This window comes from Streptomyces sp. WZ-12, assembly GCF_028898845.1.
In the GTDB taxonomy this organism is placed as follows: Bacteria; Actinomycetota; Actinomycetes; order Streptomycetales; family Streptomycetaceae; genus Streptomyces.
The window spans coordinates 7,133,234-7,149,287 of the sequence record NZ_CP118574.1; the positions used below are offsets into that span (position 1 = coordinate 7,133,234).

Sequence of the window (16,054 nt, forward strand, 5' to 3'; positions counted from 1 at the left end):
CTCAATCCCGCCGAAGACTACGGCCCCTCTGCCGAGTCCATCCCCACCGCGGACGGCCTAACACTGGCTCCGCTTCTCACCGGAACCCCGGCTCTCATATGCCCCGGCAAAAACAGTCAGGGAGTTCCACGATCGTTTCGGCGTCGAGCGTGAAGGCTCCACGGACGACAAGGAGAACCTGCTCGCGCTGCGCCGGCGCCTCATCGAGGAGGAGTGCAAGGAGGCCGCTGTTGAGTTGACGCGCCTGGGGCGCAGGCTGGCGCGCGGTCAGTATGGACAGAGTGCCCGGGTGGCGTTGGCAAAGGAGTTGGCCGACATTCTGTACGTCACCTATGGCACTGCTGAAATCCTCGGCATCCCCCTGGAGGACGTCTTCCAGGAGGTGCACCGCAGCAACATGTCCAAGCTGGGGCTCAGTGGCCGACCGGTGCGACGGCACGACGGCAAGGTACTGAAGGGCCCCAACTACCAGGAGGCGGACGTCGCTGGGGTGATGTCCGGGAAGATGGCTGCGTGAGGGATTGAGATGACGGTTGTGGAGCGGCTCGACACCTTTCTTAGCCATCAGGATGCCAGCGACTATCTGCACGCCTACGCCCGGAACTTGACCCGGCTCAAGCAGACACCCCGCTACGGCGTGAGAATTGGCGAGCGGGTCTGGATAAACGGTAAACCTCAGTGGCCGATCTACCTGATAGACAGCGAATAGAACTGACAACACAGGTCCCCGCCCGTGGAGGGCGGGGACCTTCGCATTGCAGAAGTTGGGAAGGTCTCCGCCTCTCAGATGCAAGCTAACGACCGACTGCACCGCTGACAGACGATTGATGAAGTCGACCAGCAGGAGCAGCTCCATGGCCAAGAAATACCCCAAGCCGCGCCCCACTCCGCAGCCACATCTCAAGTCCGGGAAATACTCGAAGCGGCAGCTCGACCGTCTCCAGTATCAAGCCCGCAAGAACGCCAGTCCTAAGGCGCGGGAGCGCCTGGAAGCCTTCGACAGTGGTGACTTGGACGCGCTTGTCACGTTTAACACCTATCCGGACCACACCATCAACCGGAACCGTCCTCGAACTGTCGCTGCTGGATACGACTACGGGACGCACACTCTTCGCGTGATGTTCCGTAACGGTGAAGACGGGCGTGGGACAAGGGGCGGCGCGGTGTATGAGTACTACCGAGTTCCCGAGAACGTATGGCGCCATGTCCGCAAGGCCCGGTCTGAGGGTCGGTACATCAATTCGACCATCAACAACTATCCGTACCGGCGAATCGCCTAACACGTTCCTCATGCCCCTACATACGTTCTGAGGCATGAGGAACTTCTTTGTACGCAGGACCCGAGTCAACCAGGGCCAGCGGCTTGTCTTCCGGACGTGGACCCAAGAGATGTCCTCGCCGTACCGGCGCTGTGAGAACACCCTCGTCGTCCGCGTCGGCGGACACCATGCCATCGCCTTCGGCAGGTGGGAAGCAGCGCTGCCGAACGAAGATGCGGCGATGGCTGCCGTCTTCCGGCAGGACCGGCTGGACTTGAGGTATGCGGATGGCTGAGCACGACGTGGTGCGAGACCTCGTTGCCCGCCAGGCCGCCGACGTCGACGAGGAGATGGAACTGCTGGAGATGCTGGGGTTGATGCACGAATGCGAGTAACGAAGCGCCTCAAGGACCTGCTCCCTGCCCATCGTCACCGGAGCACCGTTCTCCGGCGGTTGGAGACGGCAGACAGGGGCCAGGTGCTCACCATCGCCGACAATGCCCAGACCCAGCTCGGCGCGACCATGCGTCAGCTGCGGGAGAACGCGACTCCCGATGCCCTAGAGGAGGGAACTGAGGCGCTGGTCATTCTTGTTGGCGCCTTCGAAACTTTGGCCCGTCGCTGTCGAGTTGACGCTTCCGAGGGCGCCGGACCAAGTTGAGTGAGTCGGCCCGGACACGGGCATCCGCGCGGTGCAGAAGATGCTCTGGGATTGGCTTGCCATGCTGGAGAGCATGGAGCATGTCGTCAATGTCCCAGAGACGGCGCTCCAGATGGTCAACTTTCGCTCGCCAGTCATCAAGCCATGAGGCAGCTGCGCTGGGCGTGAGCTGGCCCTTGCTGTCGCGTGCAAGATGCTCGACAGCGATCTGCTCGTCCAGCAGTCCTGATTCGACTGCGACGCCGTAGAAACGGATCAGGTTGATCAGCGACACGAGGAACCCCTCACCGATGAGGACGGCGCCACGGCGTACCCGGCAGGTCGCCAGTGTCGATGCCTCGGTACAGGCAGCAGTAGATCGCCTCACGGTACAGCCTTGTATGCCACTGGGGGGCCGGCAGCGCTGACAGCACGGCGCGACCCATCGTGGTGAACATCCAGTAGACCGGCTGGGACATGGTGCGCGTGGCGTACTCCAAGCCGGAGTGCGACTTCGGTAGTTGGCTGGTCAGCTCGACCCTGTTCCAGGCTCGCATGAGCCTCGTGAACGTCCGTATTGCTGTGGCGAGGTAGAGGGGGAGCGATACCAGCGTGACGGTGTAGAGGACGGCGACGAGGACGTTGTGCACCGTCAGGTCGGGCTCGATCCAGTTGTAGTGCTCGTCGTAGTCGCCGGACGGCTTGGCGAGCATCGTGATGAACAGAGCCACGAAGCCGCCGGCTAAGCCCACTCCCGAGGTCACGGTGAGGGTGCGGTGCACTCTTGAGTAGAAGGTGCATTGGTTGGCGTAGCCGCGGCATCTGGCGACCTTGCGTTCCACCCAGGCGTCGCCGTGCTCCTGGCGGTCGCGCCACTCATCGACCAGTCCTGCGCCCCATTGGACTCCAGCTGATCCCCACCCGGCTGCGCTGAAGACGTCCACAGCATCCTCCCCACCCTGACGACGTGGACTCCCACCCTACTGACCAGTGATCGTTTCGCCCACACCTGGGCGTACTGGTACGGGAATTGGCGGGTAACAGGTTGTTCGGCACGAATTTTAGCCTCGAACCATTCCTAGAGGTTTGAGGGGGAAATCGATGCCCGAAGTCATCGAGCAACAGTCAGGGGAGACAGCGGATGATGTCATCGCCAAGGATGTCCAAGAGGAGTTCAGTCAGAAAACTGTAGACCAGGTCCTCGACAAGATGCTTCTAGTCGTCGATGAACTGTCGGGGCACCCGCTGCGCCCTTATCAGATACCCATGGCGCGGCGCATCTTGGAATCGCTCATCATCGGCGACGCCAAAACTCTCACGGCATGCTGGGCTCGTCAGAGTGGAAAGACGGAGGTGTTGGTCAATACGATCAGTGCCGCGATGATCATGTTTCCCCGACTCGCCCCTATCTTCCCCAACCTTATGGGGAGATTTCGTGAGGGTGTGTGGGTGGGGGCGTTTGCGCCGGTTGAGGATATGGCGTCCAACCTATTCGGCCGTTTTGCGTCTCGGCTCACCTCTGAACGCGCTCAGGAGCTTCTCCAGGACCCGGAGATCGATGACAAGGTATCGGCTCGTACTCAGGAACTGAAGCTCGTTAAGTGTGGCTCGTTGGTGCGTAAACAAACGTGCCATCCGAGGGCGCAGATCGAGGGCCGGACCTACCACGTAGTCCTAGTGGATGAGGCCCAGGTCGCCGATGAGCGGGTGGTTAACAAGTCGATCAGCCCGATGCTGGCGAGCACCCGAGGAACGATGATTCTCACGGGCACGCCGACCTATCACAAGGGTGTCTTTTACAAGGTAATCCAGCAGAACAAGCGAGCCCAGACCAAGCGCAGTGTACGCCAGAATCATTTCGAAGCTACGTGGCGTGACGTCGCCCGAGCGCATCCTGACTACGGGGTCTATGTCGAAGCCGAGAAACTCAAAATTGGCGAGGATTCCGATGAGTTCAAGCTGAGTTACCGGCTCATCTGGATGCTCGACAAGGGAATGCTCACGACCTCAGAGAAATTTGAGCGACTGTGTGACAACTCGATGCAGACCTTGAAGGCGTACAACTTGTCGCCTGTCCTGGTGGGCATTGACCCGGCTCGCAAACAGGACTCGACGATCGTCACGGTTACTTGGGTGGACTGGGATCATCCTGACGAGTATGGAACCTATGAGCACCGGGTGCTGAACTGGCTCGACTTGGGTGGATTGGAATGGGAAGAGCAGTACTATCGGATCGTTGATTTCTTGTCTGCCTACAAGATATGGGCCATAGCTGTCGATATTGGTGGCGTTGGTGACGTCGTGGCAAGTCGTCTGAAGGTACTCATGCCTGACGTCGAACTCGTCGAGTGTAAGTCGGACCGGGGTGCTCAGTCTCAGCGTTGGAAGCATTTGATGGAGCTCATGCGGCAGGGAAAGATCGGCTGGCCCGGTCATTCGAAGGCTCGCAGGCTCAAGGTGTGGCGGCGCTTCCAGCAGCAGATGGAGGATGCGGAACTCCGCTTCGAGGGTCCGAACGTTATCGTGGCAGCGCCTGACGAAGTGGGCGCACATGACGACTATGTGGATTCCCTGGCTCTGTCCACCTGGGCGTCAGCAGAGCTATCTATGCCCGAGGTTCAAAGCAGCTCCAACCCCTTTTATGCGAGCTAACCCTAGGCTGCTTTCGGAGATGCCCAGGGTTAGCTCATTAAGTTCAGCGTGTTTTGGGCGTAGTAGTGGCGACAGGAATCAGCTTAGCTGCCATTACTAGCCCCACCTGCGGTGGTGCCTTCTGGTGTGCCTTCGATGGGATGGGTGGGACCAGGAGTCCCGCCATGTGTGGGCGAAATGGTCGGAGGAGGTGAGGTAGGCAGAGTTGGTTTTCCCTCGCCAGTCAAGAAGCACTCCATGTACGGAGCCTTGCCAGGCTCCTTGGCGCTGGCTGACGTGACGGTAAGTCCAATGGCGAGTCCAGTGATCAGGGAACCCGCGGCAATCGAGATAGGGGCTATTAACTTCTTCACGTTCAGTCCTTATGTGATTCGAGGCGGTAGAGGATAAGTGGTGATCTTAGCAGACATGATCATCTTGCATCCGTTATGTGATACCTAGTCCCCTTATGTTTCCGGATAATTGATGCTGACCGTGCTGGTATCAGGAGGCCCTATGTCGACACCGCCCGACCCCATCGAAGATCTCAAGAGGCAGATCGCGGAAGTCAACAAGGAAGTGGGGGGACTCAAGAAGCAGAATGCCGAACTGGCGGCACGCAACTCCCAGCTTGAACACGACAAAACCAGCCTGGCTGAGGAGCTGAAGGATGCCCTACTCGGGCTGAAGCCTTCGCAGTTCTACCCGACGACTCCCTCGGACGACCCGTTCCTCACCGAGGGGTACACCATCCAACAGCCCCGCATCGGGAAGCCAACGAGCCCCACTGCGCTGACGGCGGCGTACACATTGGACGACAACGTCCCCCAGTTCACCTTCGCCTGGAAGACACCCGAGGCTGGCGCGCCGGCTCTGTATCGCATCGACATGCGCGAGGGCGAGATCGAGGGGCCGCAGCACTACCGCTTCGTTGAGGTCGACGGCCAACTCACCTCCTATACCTGGACGTTCAAGGGCAGCATCGCGCGCTCCCCGTCGTACCTCTTCGGCGTCACGGCCGTGGGAGCGGACGGTCGACGGCCGGCGCCCTTGGCGGTCCGCGCGGTCGTCCAGTGACATGTCGATGCGATCCATGGTGGATACCTGGCTGGACATCTCAGCACCCGATCCGGCCGCCCTGCTGCGATGGCGCCGAGGAGCCGCCGCTGTTCCCCAAGCACATCGAGCAGGTGACGATCCAGGCTCGGTTCCTGTGGGGGACGGCCGACACCTACCGAGCCAGCCTCCTCGTACGCGCCAACGCCCCTCTTGTGGACACCAAGGAGGGATTGGTCGTTCTGCCACAGACAGCACGTGTCCCCATCTGGGACGGCAAGCTCACGATGACCCTGCCCGCCTCCAACGGCCCGACCCTGGCCACGCCGATCTATTACTCGGTCTGGGAGGTGATGCCGAGTGGGCGCACGTTCACAATCCGCGTCCCCTCCGGCGTTGGGGACACCGTCCAGCAACTCCACGCCCTGGAGGCTGACGAGCCCTACCAACAGATCCCCGTCCCCCGGCTGAATAGCCACACCTACAACTGGATGAACAGGTGACGGCCACCGCGTAGGCTCAGGACCATGAGCCCGATCACCACCTCCTGGTCCATCCGTACGGCCGCCGCCGGTGACGGCGCCAGCGTCGGCGATCTCGCCGCCGTCGCCCTGGGATGTACTGATCCCGACCCGGGGAAGGGGCTGCCGGCGCAGATCGACGCTCATGGCGGGTACGTCGAGGTGCCACACGGCACAGGCACCTGCCGCGTCGCCGCAGACGACAAGGGTGTAGTGGGGATGGTCTACACAGCCCCACCCGTTTCCTGGATCGAGGCGCATCCCGCCGCCGTCCAACCCCTACTCGCCCGCTACTTCACCAAGGTCGAGCTCCTCGCCGTCCGGGAGGAACAGCGCGAGCAAGGGGTCGGCGGTGCACTCATCTCAGCAGTGGAGACGGCCGAGAGGGACCGAGGCGCTCACCTCCTGTTTGCGAACGTCGACCTTCGGGACCGCAAGATCCTGGTCTGGTACAGGCGCCGGGGCTACACGATCGCCGCACCGAGCGAGCCGATCATCCTCACCAGCAGCCGAGGCCCTCTCAGTCTCGTCGACACGGGCGACGGATACCTCCTGGCCGCCAAGGCCATCCAGCCTGGCTGCCGACTGACCCGCGCTCAGGTTGGCCAGGAGACCTGCCTCTTCGTCGAGCAGAAGCGCGGATAACACTCGGGCTGGAGCCGCCCGCAGCATGGAGAAGAGTGCACTCTCTCCATGAATGAGGTACTGATATGCCTTCCAGCCCACTCGCGCCGGTTCCGGGCGTCCCTGAGAGGGGACAGCCTGAGTACACCAACAAGACCACCACCAACGCCTCCCGGAAGGGTCGTCTGCGTTTCGAAGAGGGCCTCGCCACGGATACAGATGTTCCGCGCGATTTCGGAGTTGGCGTGCTCTCCGGTTATGAGACCGCACCCGGTCGACCTAATCACAACAAGCGTGTCTGGATTAAGCCCGCTGCTGAGACGCTCCAGGAGCGGGCACATGTCGGCTCCGCTGCATGGCCGGAGGGACCCCAGTTTCTTGGGTCCTTCGTCGACGGCGCTGGCTCGGGCGCGGAGCTGAAGTACCAGGCGGCTGTTCGCGATGGCGGTCACCAGAACCGTCCCAACTACGCGCGGATTTCCGACTCCAACAAGTAAACAGGCACGACACCAGAACATCCTCCCGGCTACCGGTCTTTCCAGACTCGCTGGGAGGATTTTCTGCGTAAGTTGAAGTCGTGCTCCGAGGGTCGCCTCCTGCACGTACCTGTATGGGAGGTGATGCCCGGATGTCCTTCGCGTTCTACCCGCCGAGTATGCGCGCTGCCTCGTCAGACCTTGCCATATCCATCTCCCCTTTGGGGTTGGTTGAGTTGTCTGACGAGGAGAGACCCTTCGGTTGAGTTTGAAATACATGGTCAACGACTGTCACGCTACTCCACTAACTGGGCCTTCTACTTGGGCTTTCACCACTCCTACCGACGGGAGGCGGGGGAGACCCAGAACACCATCAACTACGTCGGGGCCCTGGCCCGTTACGTCAACCACTTCACCTTCGGACGGGGCATTCACTTCGAGGTGAAGAAGCGGTACGAGCACATCGTGCCCGCCCTCCTCCGACGTGCTTGGGAAGAGGACAACGACAAGCGGTCCCTTCTCTACGAGATCGGTGAGAACGGTGGAGTCACAGGGGACAGCTTCGTGAAAGTCGCCTACGAGGAGGCACGAACCGACGCCGCCGGTCGCGAGCATCCCGGCCGCGTCCGCATCCTGCCGCTTTCGAGCGCCCACGTGTTCCCCGAATGGCATCCCCACGACCGGGAGCGGATGATCCGCTGCAAGATCAAGTACAAGTTCTTCGGAACCACCACCGAGGGAACACGCACCACTTACACCTACGTCGAGGAGCTAACCGACGACCGCATCCGGGAGTTCATCAACGACGACCTGGTGGACGAACGACCGAACCCGCTGGGCATCATCCCCATCGCCCACATCAAGAACATCGCGATCAGCGGCAGCCCCTGGGGCAAGAGCGACATCGATGACATCATCCCGCTCAACCGGGAGTACAACAACGTCACCAACGACATCGCCGACATCGTCAATTACCATGCCGCTCCCACCACCGTTATCACCGGCGCCAAGGCCACCAACTTGGAGAAGGGCGCGCGGAAACTGTGGGGTGGCCTTCCGAAAGACGCCTCGGTTTTCAACCTCGAATCGGGCGTTGACCTCAAGGGGCCACTGGAGTACCTGGACGTTCTCAAGCAATCCATGCACGAGCTGGTTGGTGTCCCGGCAACAGCACTTGGCGCCATGCAGCCCGTGAGCAACACATCCGGAGTGGCCCTGGCCATCCAGTTCCAGCCGCTGGTGCAGCGCGCTTCCCTCAAGCAGATGCAGTACACGCTGGGCTTCAAGAGGCTCAACGAGCTGATCCTGCTGACCCTCTTCACTCACGAGCCCGAGACGCTCAACTACAACCCCGAGACCGGCGGAATCAAGAAGGACGGACAGCCCCTCGAACTCGATCCGAAGGACCCCGAGGTCTACAAGGTCGACATCGTCTGGCCGACACCACTGCCTGTCGACAACCTGGTGAAGCTCAACGAGATCCAGTTGAAGATGGCGCTCGGGTTGGAAAGCAAGCGCAGTGCTCTGTACGAGCTGGGGGAGGAGTTCCCGGACGAGAAGCTCGCCGAGATCACCGAGGAGCAGAAGGGCGACGTCCTGGAGCAGGGGGCATTGGAATTCATCAAGGCCGCCATCGCTACTGGCATCTACGGCTCACCAGACGGAACCACACCCAATAACACACAGAGCAACACGGACTCTAAGGTTTCGGGGCAGAGCGCCAAACCTGCCGAGTCCGGCATCAGCCTGAACTTCGGCATGGACTCCAAGAAGATCATGGACACAGTCGTGACCATGGCGCACGGAACCAAACTCCCGCAGCGCCAGCAGACGTACAACGAGACCGATACTGCCGCCTAAGCCGAGGAATTCCTTATGAACCCGAACACCCTTACCCCCGCGAATGAAACTGAGTCTCCCGAGACGACTTCGCCCCCGAACCCTGCTGAGGCTGACCTGAATACGCAGCCCCGGACGTACACCGATGAGGATCTCAACCGGGTGCGCGCTCAGGAGAAGGAGAAGCTGTACGGGCGCCTCGCCGCTCAGGAGGAGACCCTCCACAAGCTCCAGGAGGAGCTGGCCGCTCAGCGTGCCGCCCGCGACGCCGAGGAACAGGCGAAGGCCGAGGCCGCGCGCCAGGCGGAAGAGGAAGCCGAGGCCAAGCGCAAGGCAGAGCTGTCGACGAAGGCCCTGGTCGAGGAGCAGCGGCAGGAGTTCGAAGCGCGTCTGGCGGCCATGGAGGAAGAGCGCCAGCGGGACGCCGAACTCTTCGCAAAGGAGAGGGCCTGGCAGGAGGTTCAGCAGTACAAGGCGGAGGCCCTCGCTGCCGCGCAGAACGACATCGCGCCTGAGCTGATCGACCTCGTGAGTGGTGATGACAAGCCGGCCATCGATGCCTCGATCGCGGCGATGAAGGAGAAGAGCGCCCAGATTGCGACCAGCGTGCAGCAGGCGCAGACCCAGGCTCGGGCGGCCATGCGCGGGACCGCGCCGACGGGCTACGGCCTCGGCCCTGGCGCAACGGTCGGCGAGACAGTGGAGTTGACACCAGATCAGATTCGGAACATGCCGATGTCCGAGTACGTGAAGCGTCGGACCCAGGCCAGTTGGCCTGGGTCCGTAAGGGCCAGCGGTCAGGGCCTGTTCGGTTAGTCGATGAAACTTCCGGAAGAAGTCCCCACCGAGCTCGGTGGGGACTTCTTGTTGCCTTAACACATTGAAATGCCGGTGAATGACACTGATGACGAACGGCTTTAGTGCGCCCTGGTGACTCCGAGAGGAAGGGGTGCCAGTAACAGCGCGAGACCGGTTCATATCGCCAACACAGAAGGATCACGATATGGCATCTGCGATTACTGGTACGGGCTTCCTTGCGCCCAATCCTACGAGCTACACCGGCTCCAACTCTCAGCTCACTCCGGCGATCCAGCAAATCTGGTCGAAGGAGATCCTTTTCCAGTCGATGCCGATCCTTAGGTACGAACAATTCGCAGTAAAGAAGACCGAGTTGGGCGTCTCTCCGGGACTCACCATCCAGTTCATGAGGTACGACAACTTGAAGGAGGCCAAGCAGCTCACCGAGGGTATCCACATGGAGACGCAGACGCTGACTGCCAGTCAGTTCTCTGTGACCGTCCATGAGCACGGCGCCGCAGTGGCAGTCTCCGAGCTGCTCCTCAACGCGAGCTTTGATGACGTCATGGCGTCTGCCAGCCGGCTGCTCGGCCGGAACATGGCGATGTACCTCGATGGCATGGCACGCGACGTGCTTTTGGGCGCTACGTCGGTGCTTTATGGCCGGGACAAGTTCGACCTCAGTGGATCGAAGGGGACGCGTACCCGCCTTTCGCCGTTCGACAAGGGAGACGCTGCTGCGGGGCGTGACGGGCTGACCAGCCACTACCTGACCGCCAGCACGGTCAAGGACGGGGTCGAGACTCTCGCCAGCAAGAACATCCCACGCCTGGGCGACACATACGTAATGTTCGTCCACCCACACCAGTCCCGCTGGCTGCGAGAAGACCCGGCCTGGATCAACGCGACCTCTTATGCGCAGCCGGGAAATTTCTCAATCGGTGAGATTGGGCGGATCGATGACGTCATTTTCGTCGAGACCACCCAGGTAAAGCAGGTTCAGAACTCTGAGGGCAAGACGGTCTACCAGAGCAGCATGATCGGCGACAATGCCTTCGCTCACGCCATCAGCCTTCCGGTGGAACTGCGGGACGGTGGCGTGATCGACATGGGCCGCGAGCACCGTCTCGGCTGGTACAGCATCCTTGGCATGGGAGTCATCACCGACCAGAGCATCGTGACTGTCGAGACCAACTGAGCCTCCCAAGCGAAAGCCCCTCCTGTGCAACCTTGAGTTCTAGTGGTCGTCGCAACACCCCAGCTCAGGGGATGCGATGGACTTCGAAATCCGCAAGGTGCGGAAGGCTCAGGGGCCCAAGAAGCTGCGTCGGGAGCGGGAGGAATACTTCCGCCTCATGCAGCTGGGGTACTCGAACAAGGAAGCCTGCCAGGTCGTCGGGATCAACCTGAGAACCGGCCGTGAATGGCGGAACGGCAGGATGAGTCCCAACCGGACCGTGGCGCCCGCGCTTGCTCCGCGGACGCCGCGGTCCGCTGCGTCGCGGTACCTGCGCGAGGACGAGCGCATCCACATCGCCGACCGGCTGCGGGAGAAGGCCACCATCCGGGCCATCGCGGCCGAACTGGGCCGCAGCCCCTCCACCGTCAGCCGGGAGATCCGCCGCAACCGCACCATCGGGACGCGCAGCCAGTGGCACTACCGGCCGCATGCGGCCCAGGCCCGCGCCGATGCCCGCCGGCCCCGGCCCAAGCCCGCAAAGATCGGCCAGAACCCCGAACTGCGGGACTTCATCCAGGAGCATCTGACCCGGCGGTGGAGCCCCGAGCAGATCTGTCAGGCTCTGCGCAGACAGTTCCCCAACCGGCCGGAGATGCACGTGACGCACGAGACGGTCTACCAGGCCCTCTACGTCCAGGGCCGGGGCGAACTCCGCCGCGAACTCACCAAGGCTCTGCGGACCGGACGCGCCCGACGCCGACCGCACCGCCAGTCCAGCAAGCGCCAGCCCCGCGCGGTCAGGGACATGGTGATGATCAGCGAGCGCCCGGCCGAGGCCGCAGACCGGGCCGTCCCCGGCCACTGGGAGGGCGACCTCATCGTCGGCACGGAAAACAAATCCGCGATCGGCACGCTCGTCGAACGCACCACGCGCTACGTGATGCTGGTCCACCTCCCCATCGACCACACCGCGCCGAAAACCAGGGACGCCCTGGTCGAGACAGTCAGGACACTTCCGGCGTATCTGCGACGCTCGCTGACCTGGGACCAGGGATCGGAGATGGCCGCCCACCGGGCGTTCACCATCGCCACGGACGTCCCGGTCTACTTCTGCGACCCCGCCAGCCCCTGGCAGCGCGGCTCCAACGAGAACACGAACGGCCTGCTCCGGCAGTACTTCCCCAAAGGCACCGACCTGTCCGTCCACAGCCGCGAGGACCTCGACGCCGTCGCCGCCGAACTCAACAGCCGCCCACGCAAGACGCTCGGCTGGGAAACCCCAGCCGAGCACCTGTCTAAACTGCTCGCGGCCTGATCAACCGACCACAGTGTTGCAACGACCCCTCGAATTCACCCAACAACAGGAGGGGCTTTCGCTTGGGAGGCTCAGGGGAGCAGCAGGTTCTTCTGCCCCTCGTGGATGCTCCGAGTGAAGAGACGGTAGTCCTGCTCCGAGACGATGGTCGGCTTGATGTTGGGGTCATCAGCGTCGTTCGAGTCACGGATTGCCACGACTCCGTCGACGAAGGCGACCTCAAGGCAGTTGGCCCCGCCGTTGCTGTACTCGCTCTTCACCCACGCGGCGTTAGCGAGGTCGACCTGCTTGTTCATGTATAACGTTCCTTGATCGTATCGGTGATGAACTGACGACTGGCTTCTGAGTTAAGGGCTTCAGACTTCATGTGGTCAAGACAAGTCTCGTAGCGACCGATGTCGCTATCGTCCTCCAGATAGAGGGCGGTTGTCATCGGCTCTACCACTACAACAGGTGGTCCTGCGGGGAATTGCAGGAGGGCGAAGGCGCCATCGATCCCAGCGTGAGCCCCAGCCTCGAACGGCAAGACCTGGATGGTGACGTTGGGGTGTTCGTCTGATAGGTCCACCAGGTGCTGAAGTTGTGCCTTCATCACCTTTCTCCCTCCAACGTTCCGATGAAGGGCAGCCTCGTCGAGGATGCACCAAAGCTGGAGCGGCTTCGACCTGGTCAGCGCACGCTGCCGCTCTATGCGCAGATTGACGAAATTTTGGATCTCGCGATTCGTCTGCCACTGGCGGCTGCGCCGGACGATGACCTCGGCGTACGCCCTGTGTTGGAGCAAGCCAGGGATGATCAGCGTGTACGTCTCGCTCTTGTGCGCCAACTCCTCCAGATGCAAGTACTCGGCGAAGGGATCGCGGATTGATCCACGGTATTGGTTCAGTAGATTTGAGCGCTTCCCCGACGACGCAAGGGTGGCCAGCGTTCGCAACTCTTGCTTGATCGCCGGATCTTCGACCCCGTACGCCTCGAAGTAGCTCTGGAGGGTGCTGAGAGGGACGCGTTGCTTGCCATTCTCGATCTTGGATAGCGCCGACTGGCCCGGCAACCCGATCAATGCGGCCGCGTCGGCGAGATTGAGGACGCCGTCCTCCTTGTCCGGGCGAGGTACAGCTTTGCGTAGCGCCCTCAGCGCCAGCCCCAGTCGGCGTCGATGGACGTTCGGTTGAGCGTCAGTCATGCCGTCTACCTCCCTCGACCACGCAGCGTACCGGGCTCAACGTTCTTGGCATATGCCAATCTTGCTCACGAGCACTCTTTTCAGTGAGATAGCTTGCGAGAAATATTGCTCGCGAGCAACATGGAGGGACTCACGGGGGCTGATGAAGGCCACTTCGTGCCAGAACGTCCGGGTGCGATGGGCCAGTTGGCCAAGGAGGGCGTCCGTTCATGTCTCGTATGCAGGACCGGCAAGGTGAGTTCCGCCTGGCGCTCGTCGTGGAACCGAAGAAGCTCCACGGTGTCCGCCATGACCTCGCTGATCGGTTGGCGTCATGGGGCCTCGTAGAGCTGGTCGACGACAGCTTGAAGATCGCTACTGAGCTTCTGACGAACGCGTACCGGCATGCCGGTGGGCGAGCGGTGCTGTTCCTTCAGATGTCGTCTGGGCTGCTGCGCATCACGGTCAGCGACCGGTCGCACGAACTGCCGGTCATCCAGTGCCCGGACTGGATGACCGAGTCCGGGCGAGGCATGGCGCTGGTGGCGAGCCTTGCGTCTGAACTCCGTGTCGTGCCGACGGCTGACGGCAAGGACGTCGAGGTCACGCTGGTCTGCCACCCACCTGCCGCCGGAACGGTAGTGGCGAGCCGGGTGAGGTGCACGGCGTGACCACGACGCTCGTAGCTGACCTGGTGAGGGTGCAGTACCGGGTGACAGTCACCAGCCGTTCAAACAAGAGCAGTTGCTCGGCGGTACAACAGCAGATTCTCGTCTCGGCACGTGAAGCCCTTGCGTGGTTGGACGTCATCATGAGTGACCTGGTCGTTCCGCTGTCGGACGCTTCGAAGCGCGCCATACTGCGGAGTTTGCGGAGGGATCTCGCCAGCCGCGCGCGGTGGCTCGACGGAAAGACCTGTCGGCCCTACGAGACGACTGTCAAGACCAAGGATTTCTGGGTCGTTGGTCGTGTGAGCCAGGTGCGCTGCATCCCGGTTCACTCGCCGTGCCTCTTGCTGGATGTGGCGCGGTGATGTGTGACGTGGCCGATCACCCTAAGAGGCGGCCCAAGCTCAGTCCTGCACTGGTGACTTACTGCTCGGGTTGCTACGGACACCTCACAACCTGGTGCTCCGAATGCTGTGGATTCGGTGGATGCAAGGAGTGTGACTTCAAGGGCCGGGTCGCGTGCCCCTGGTGCGCCGATGGCAAAGGAGAGCCGTTCAGGTGGTGAAAAGGTTTCTCGGTCGCATCTTCTGGATCGTGTTCGTTTTCATCGTGATTGCGCTGAGCGTCGCGATCCCAATCGTGGCCGCTAGTGGCTATCTGCGTTGAAATCATCTATTTCTAAGAGGAGTTGAGTATTCCGTGCGTTCTAGAGAAGAGGTTCAGGCGTCGCGAAATGCCGTACTCGAAGCAAAGGGCACAGTGATCGCACGCTACCGGCTCGGCGATTCCATGGCTTTGCTGGCTCGTGAGTACCAGGTCAATGCCGACTGGCTCGCTGCTCGCTTCGATGAGTGGGGCGAGCCCCGACGAGACAGGTCTGCTGCGGCAGTCGTTCGCGGCCCCGGGGTTCCGCCCATGCCGCGTCTGCGCTAAGAGACGCCGCCCGTCAAGTTCCCGCCCGACTGCGGCAGAAGGACAGCGGCACTCGGGCGGGTCCCGGAACTCCGTGCCGCAGCGACGTCCGTGATCGGACGAACACACACTGACATGATGCCGCCCGACAGGCGCCACTGGAGGCGCCCGACGACGGAGGAATGCACGACATGCCAACATCTCAGGTAACCCAGGCGCTGATCCTGGCTGGCGGCCAGGCGACCCGTATGCGGCCCTACACCGATGACGCCCCCAAGGCCATGGTCCCGGTGGCCGGGGCCCCCATCGTGGGCTACCAACTCGCGTGGCTGGCACGCCACGGCGTCAAGTCCGTCATCATCAGCGGCGGCTACAAGCACGAGATGATCACGGACTACGCAGGAGACGGCTCCCGCTTCGGCGTAGAGATCAAGTACACCATCGAGGACGAGCCGCTGGGTCGAGGCGGCGGACTCAAGTACGCCGCCCACCGGTTGCGCGACTCCCAGGCCCCGTTCTTCGTCCTCAACGGGGACGTGATCACTACGTTTTCACTTCGCGACTTCGCGCAGTACCACAACGAGCAAGGCGGAGCCGTCACTGTCGCTCTCTCCCCGTACCGCTCCAACTGGGGAGTTGCCGAGCTTGAGGGCAACCACATCCAGGGCTTCGCCCAGTCCCCCCAGCTGCCCTACTGGATCAACGCTGGAATCTACGTCTTCAACCCTGACGTGGTCGCTCTCCTTCCAGACAAGGGCGACCACGAAGACAGCACCTTTCCGCAGCTCGCCGTGGACGGTCGCCTGATCGGCTACCGACTGTCTGGCTATTGGCGCGGAGTGGACACCGTGAAGGACGTCCTGGAGGCGTCCAAGGAAATCCGGACAAGCGGGAGCGTCCTGCCCCGCGAGTTCCACACGACCAACCCCAACCTGATCTGAACCAGGGCCAGTACGGGCCCGATGAGTCAAAG

At 61.9% G+C, this 16,054-nt stretch carries 19 protein-coding genes and 1 pseudogene; 16 read left to right on the top strand and 4 right to left on the bottom strand.

Annotation, left to right across the window (positions count from 1 at the left end; all coding sequences use genetic code 11):
* Window positions 1–127: 127 nt before the first annotated feature.
* The 4 genes and pseudogenes from PV796_RS30995 to PV796_RS31010 form a co-directional block, all read left to right on the top strand.
* Window positions 128–517: pseudogene (locus PV796_RS30995) on the top strand (MazG nucleotide pyrophosphohydrolase domain-containing protein); the annotation flags it as partial.
* Window positions 518–526: 9 nt separating this feature from the next.
* Window positions 527–709, top strand: coding sequence for a hypothetical protein (locus tag PV796_RS31000; protein WP_274916861.1), 183 nt, complete (start codon window positions 527–529; stop codon window positions 707–709).
* Window positions 710–854: 145 nt separating this feature from the next.
* Entirely contained in the window at window positions 855–1,280 is a 426-nt protein-coding gene (locus tag PV796_RS31005) for a KTSC domain-containing protein (RefSeq protein ID WP_274916862.1), read from the top strand.
* Between the two features lie 34 nt (window positions 1,281–1,314).
* Window positions 1,315–1,554, top strand: coding sequence for a hypothetical protein (locus PV796_RS31010; RefSeq protein WP_274916863.1), 240 nt, complete (start codon window positions 1,315–1,317; stop codon window positions 1,552–1,554).
* A 289-nt stretch (window positions 1,555–1,843) separates the two neighbouring features.
* On the opposite strand, the gene PV796_RS31015 is transcribed toward PV796_RS31010, so the two are convergent.
* On the bottom strand, window positions 1,844–2,194 hold the full coding sequence (locus tag PV796_RS31015) for a hypothetical protein (RefSeq protein WP_274916864.1): 351 nt from the start codon (window positions 2,192–2,194) through the stop codon (window positions 1,844–1,846).
* A gap of 10 nt (window positions 2,195–2,204) precedes the next feature.
* Window positions 2,205–2,843 (bottom strand): hypothetical protein, encoded by a 639-nt coding sequence (locus PV796_RS31020; RefSeq protein WP_274916865.1) that lies wholly within the window; start codon window positions 2,841–2,843, stop codon window positions 2,205–2,207.
* 157 nt (window positions 2,844–3,000) lie between these two features.
* Between PV796_RS31020 and PV796_RS31025 the strand changes: the two genes are divergently transcribed.
* The 9 genes from PV796_RS31025 (at window position 3,001) to PV796_RS31065 (ending at window position 12,339) form a co-directional block, all read left to right on the top strand.
* Window positions 3,001–4,551: a phage terminase large subunit family protein gene (locus tag PV796_RS31025; RefSeq protein WP_274916866.1), complete on the top strand. Its 1,551-nt coding sequence runs from the start codon at window positions 3,001–3,003 to the stop codon at window positions 4,549–4,551.
* A 495-nt stretch (window positions 4,552–5,046) separates the two neighbouring features.
* A complete protein-coding gene (locus PV796_RS31030; protein WP_274916868.1) occupies window positions 5,047–5,607 on the top strand; it encodes a hypothetical protein in 561 nt (186 codons plus the stop codon).
* Window positions 5,608–5,720: 113 nt separating this feature from the next.
* Window positions 5,721–6,089: a hypothetical protein gene (locus tag PV796_RS31035; RefSeq protein ID WP_274916869.1), complete on the top strand. Its 369-nt coding sequence runs from the start codon at window positions 5,721–5,723 to the stop codon at window positions 6,087–6,089.
* Window positions 6,090–6,113: 24 nt separating this feature from the next.
* On the top strand, window positions 6,114–6,752 hold the full coding sequence (locus tag PV796_RS31040) for a GNAT family N-acetyltransferase (RefSeq protein WP_274916871.1): 639 nt from the start codon (window positions 6,114–6,116) through the stop codon (window positions 6,750–6,752).
* 65 nt (window positions 6,753–6,817) lie between these two features.
* The gene (locus tag PV796_RS31045) at window positions 6,818–7,228 is read left to right on the top strand and encodes a hypothetical protein (protein ID WP_274916873.1); all 411 of its coding nucleotides are present in this window, start codon (window positions 6,818–6,820) and stop codon (window positions 7,226–7,228) included.
* 123 nt (window positions 7,229–7,351) lie between these two features.
* Window positions 7,352–9,067, top strand: a complete 1,716-nt coding sequence (locus PV796_RS31050; protein WP_274916874.1) for a phage portal protein — start codon at window positions 7,352–7,354, stop codon at window positions 9,065–9,067.
* Window positions 9,068–9,082: 15 nt separating this feature from the next.
* Entirely contained in the window at window positions 9,083–9,862 is a 780-nt protein-coding gene (locus tag PV796_RS31055; protein WP_274916875.1) for a hypothetical protein, read from the top strand.
* Window positions 9,863–10,049: 187 nt separating this feature from the next.
* Entirely contained in the window at window positions 10,050–11,042 is a 993-nt protein-coding gene (locus PV796_RS31060) for a N4-gp56 family major capsid protein (RefSeq protein ID WP_274916876.1), read from the top strand.
* Between the two features lie 76 nt (window positions 11,043–11,118).
* Entirely contained in the window at window positions 11,119–12,339 is a 1,221-nt protein-coding gene (locus PV796_RS31065) for an IS30 family transposase (protein WP_274916877.1), read from the top strand.
* Window positions 12,340–12,410: 71 nt separating this feature from the next.
* Here PV796_RS31065 and PV796_RS31070 read toward each other — a convergent pair whose 3' ends face one another.
* Window positions 12,411–12,635 (bottom strand): DUF397 domain-containing protein, encoded by a 225-nt coding sequence (locus PV796_RS31070; protein WP_274916878.1) that lies wholly within the window; start codon window positions 12,633–12,635, stop codon window positions 12,411–12,413.
* Window positions 12,632–13,522 carry a helix-turn-helix domain-containing protein gene (locus tag PV796_RS31075; protein WP_274916879.1) on the bottom strand — a complete coding sequence of 297 codons (891 nt, stop codon included), beginning with the start codon at window positions 13,520–13,522 and terminating at the stop codon, window positions 12,632–12,634. Before PV796_RS31075 ends, PV796_RS31070 begins: the two co-directional genes overlap by 4 nt.
* Window positions 13,523–13,731: 209 nt before the next feature.
* Here PV796_RS31075 and PV796_RS31080 point away from each other — a divergent pair, with 209 nt between their 5' ends.
* The 3 genes from PV796_RS31080 (at window position 13,732) to PV796_RS31090 (ending at window position 16,022) form a co-directional block, all read left to right on the top strand.
* Entirely contained in the window at window positions 13,732–14,172 is a 441-nt protein-coding gene (locus PV796_RS31080) for an ATP-binding protein (RefSeq protein ID WP_274916880.1), read from the top strand.
* Complete coding sequence (locus PV796_RS31085; RefSeq protein ID WP_274916881.1) at window positions 14,169–14,534, top strand: hypothetical protein; 366 nt, start codon at window positions 14,169–14,171, stop codon at window positions 14,532–14,534. The genes PV796_RS31080 and PV796_RS31085 overlap by 4 nt, the downstream gene beginning before the upstream one ends.
* 738 nt (window positions 14,535–15,272) lie before the next feature.
* Entirely contained in the window at window positions 15,273–16,022 is a 750-nt protein-coding gene (locus PV796_RS31090) for a nucleotidyltransferase family protein (RefSeq protein ID WP_274916882.1), read from the top strand.
* The last annotated feature ends 32 nt before the right edge of the window (window positions 16,023–16,054 follow it).

Coding starts and splice junctions, on each gene's coding strand:
- PV796_RS31005 (WP_274916862.1), top strand. CDS start 855: ATGGCCAAGAAATACCCCAAGCCGCGCCCCACTCCGCAGCCACATCTC.
- PV796_RS31045 (WP_274916873.1), top strand. CDS start 6,818: ATGCCTTCCAGCCCACTCGCGCCGGTTCCGGGCGTCCCTGAGAGGGGA.
- PV796_RS31055 (WP_274916875.1), top strand. CDS start 9,083: ATGAACCCGAACACCCTTACCCCCGCGAATGAAACTGAGTCTCCCGAG.
- PV796_RS31025 (WP_274916866.1), top strand. CDS start 3,001: ATGCCCGAAGTCATCGAGCAACAGTCAGGGGAGACAGCGGATGATGTC.
- PV796_RS31040 (WP_274916871.1), top strand. CDS start 6,114: ATGAGCCCGATCACCACCTCCTGGTCCATCCGTACGGCCGCCGCCGGT.
- PV796_RS31050 (WP_274916874.1), top strand. CDS start 7,352: ATGCCCGGATGTCCTTCGCGTTCTACCCGCCGAGTATGCGCGCTGCCT.
- PV796_RS31060 (WP_274916876.1), top strand. CDS start 10,050: ATGGCATCTGCGATTACTGGTACGGGCTTCCTTGCGCCCAATCCTACG.
- PV796_RS31030 (WP_274916868.1), top strand. CDS start 5,047: ATGTCGACACCGCCCGACCCCATCGAAGATCTCAAGAGGCAGATCGCG.
- PV796_RS31010 (WP_274916863.1), top strand. CDS start 1,315: ATGAGGAACTTCTTTGTACGCAGGACCCGAGTCAACCAGGGCCAGCGG.
- PV796_RS31080 (WP_274916880.1), top strand. CDS start 13,732: ATGTCTCGTATGCAGGACCGGCAAGGTGAGTTCCGCCTGGCGCTCGTC.
- PV796_RS31070 (WP_274916878.1), bottom strand. CDS start 12,635: ATGAACAAGCAGGTCGACCTCGCTAACGCCGCGTGGGTGAAGAGCGAG.
- PV796_RS31065 (WP_274916877.1), top strand. CDS start 11,119: ATGGACTTCGAAATCCGCAAGGTGCGGAAGGCTCAGGGGCCCAAGAAG.
- PV796_RS31000 (WP_274916861.1), top strand. CDS start 527: ATGACGGTTGTGGAGCGGCTCGACACCTTTCTTAGCCATCAGGATGCC.
- PV796_RS31090 (WP_274916882.1), top strand. CDS start 15,273: ATGCCAACATCTCAGGTAACCCAGGCGCTGATCCTGGCTGGCGGCCAG.
- PV796_RS31075 (WP_274916879.1), bottom strand. CDS start 13,522: ATGACTGACGCTCAACCGAACGTCCATCGACGCCGACTGGGGCTGGCG.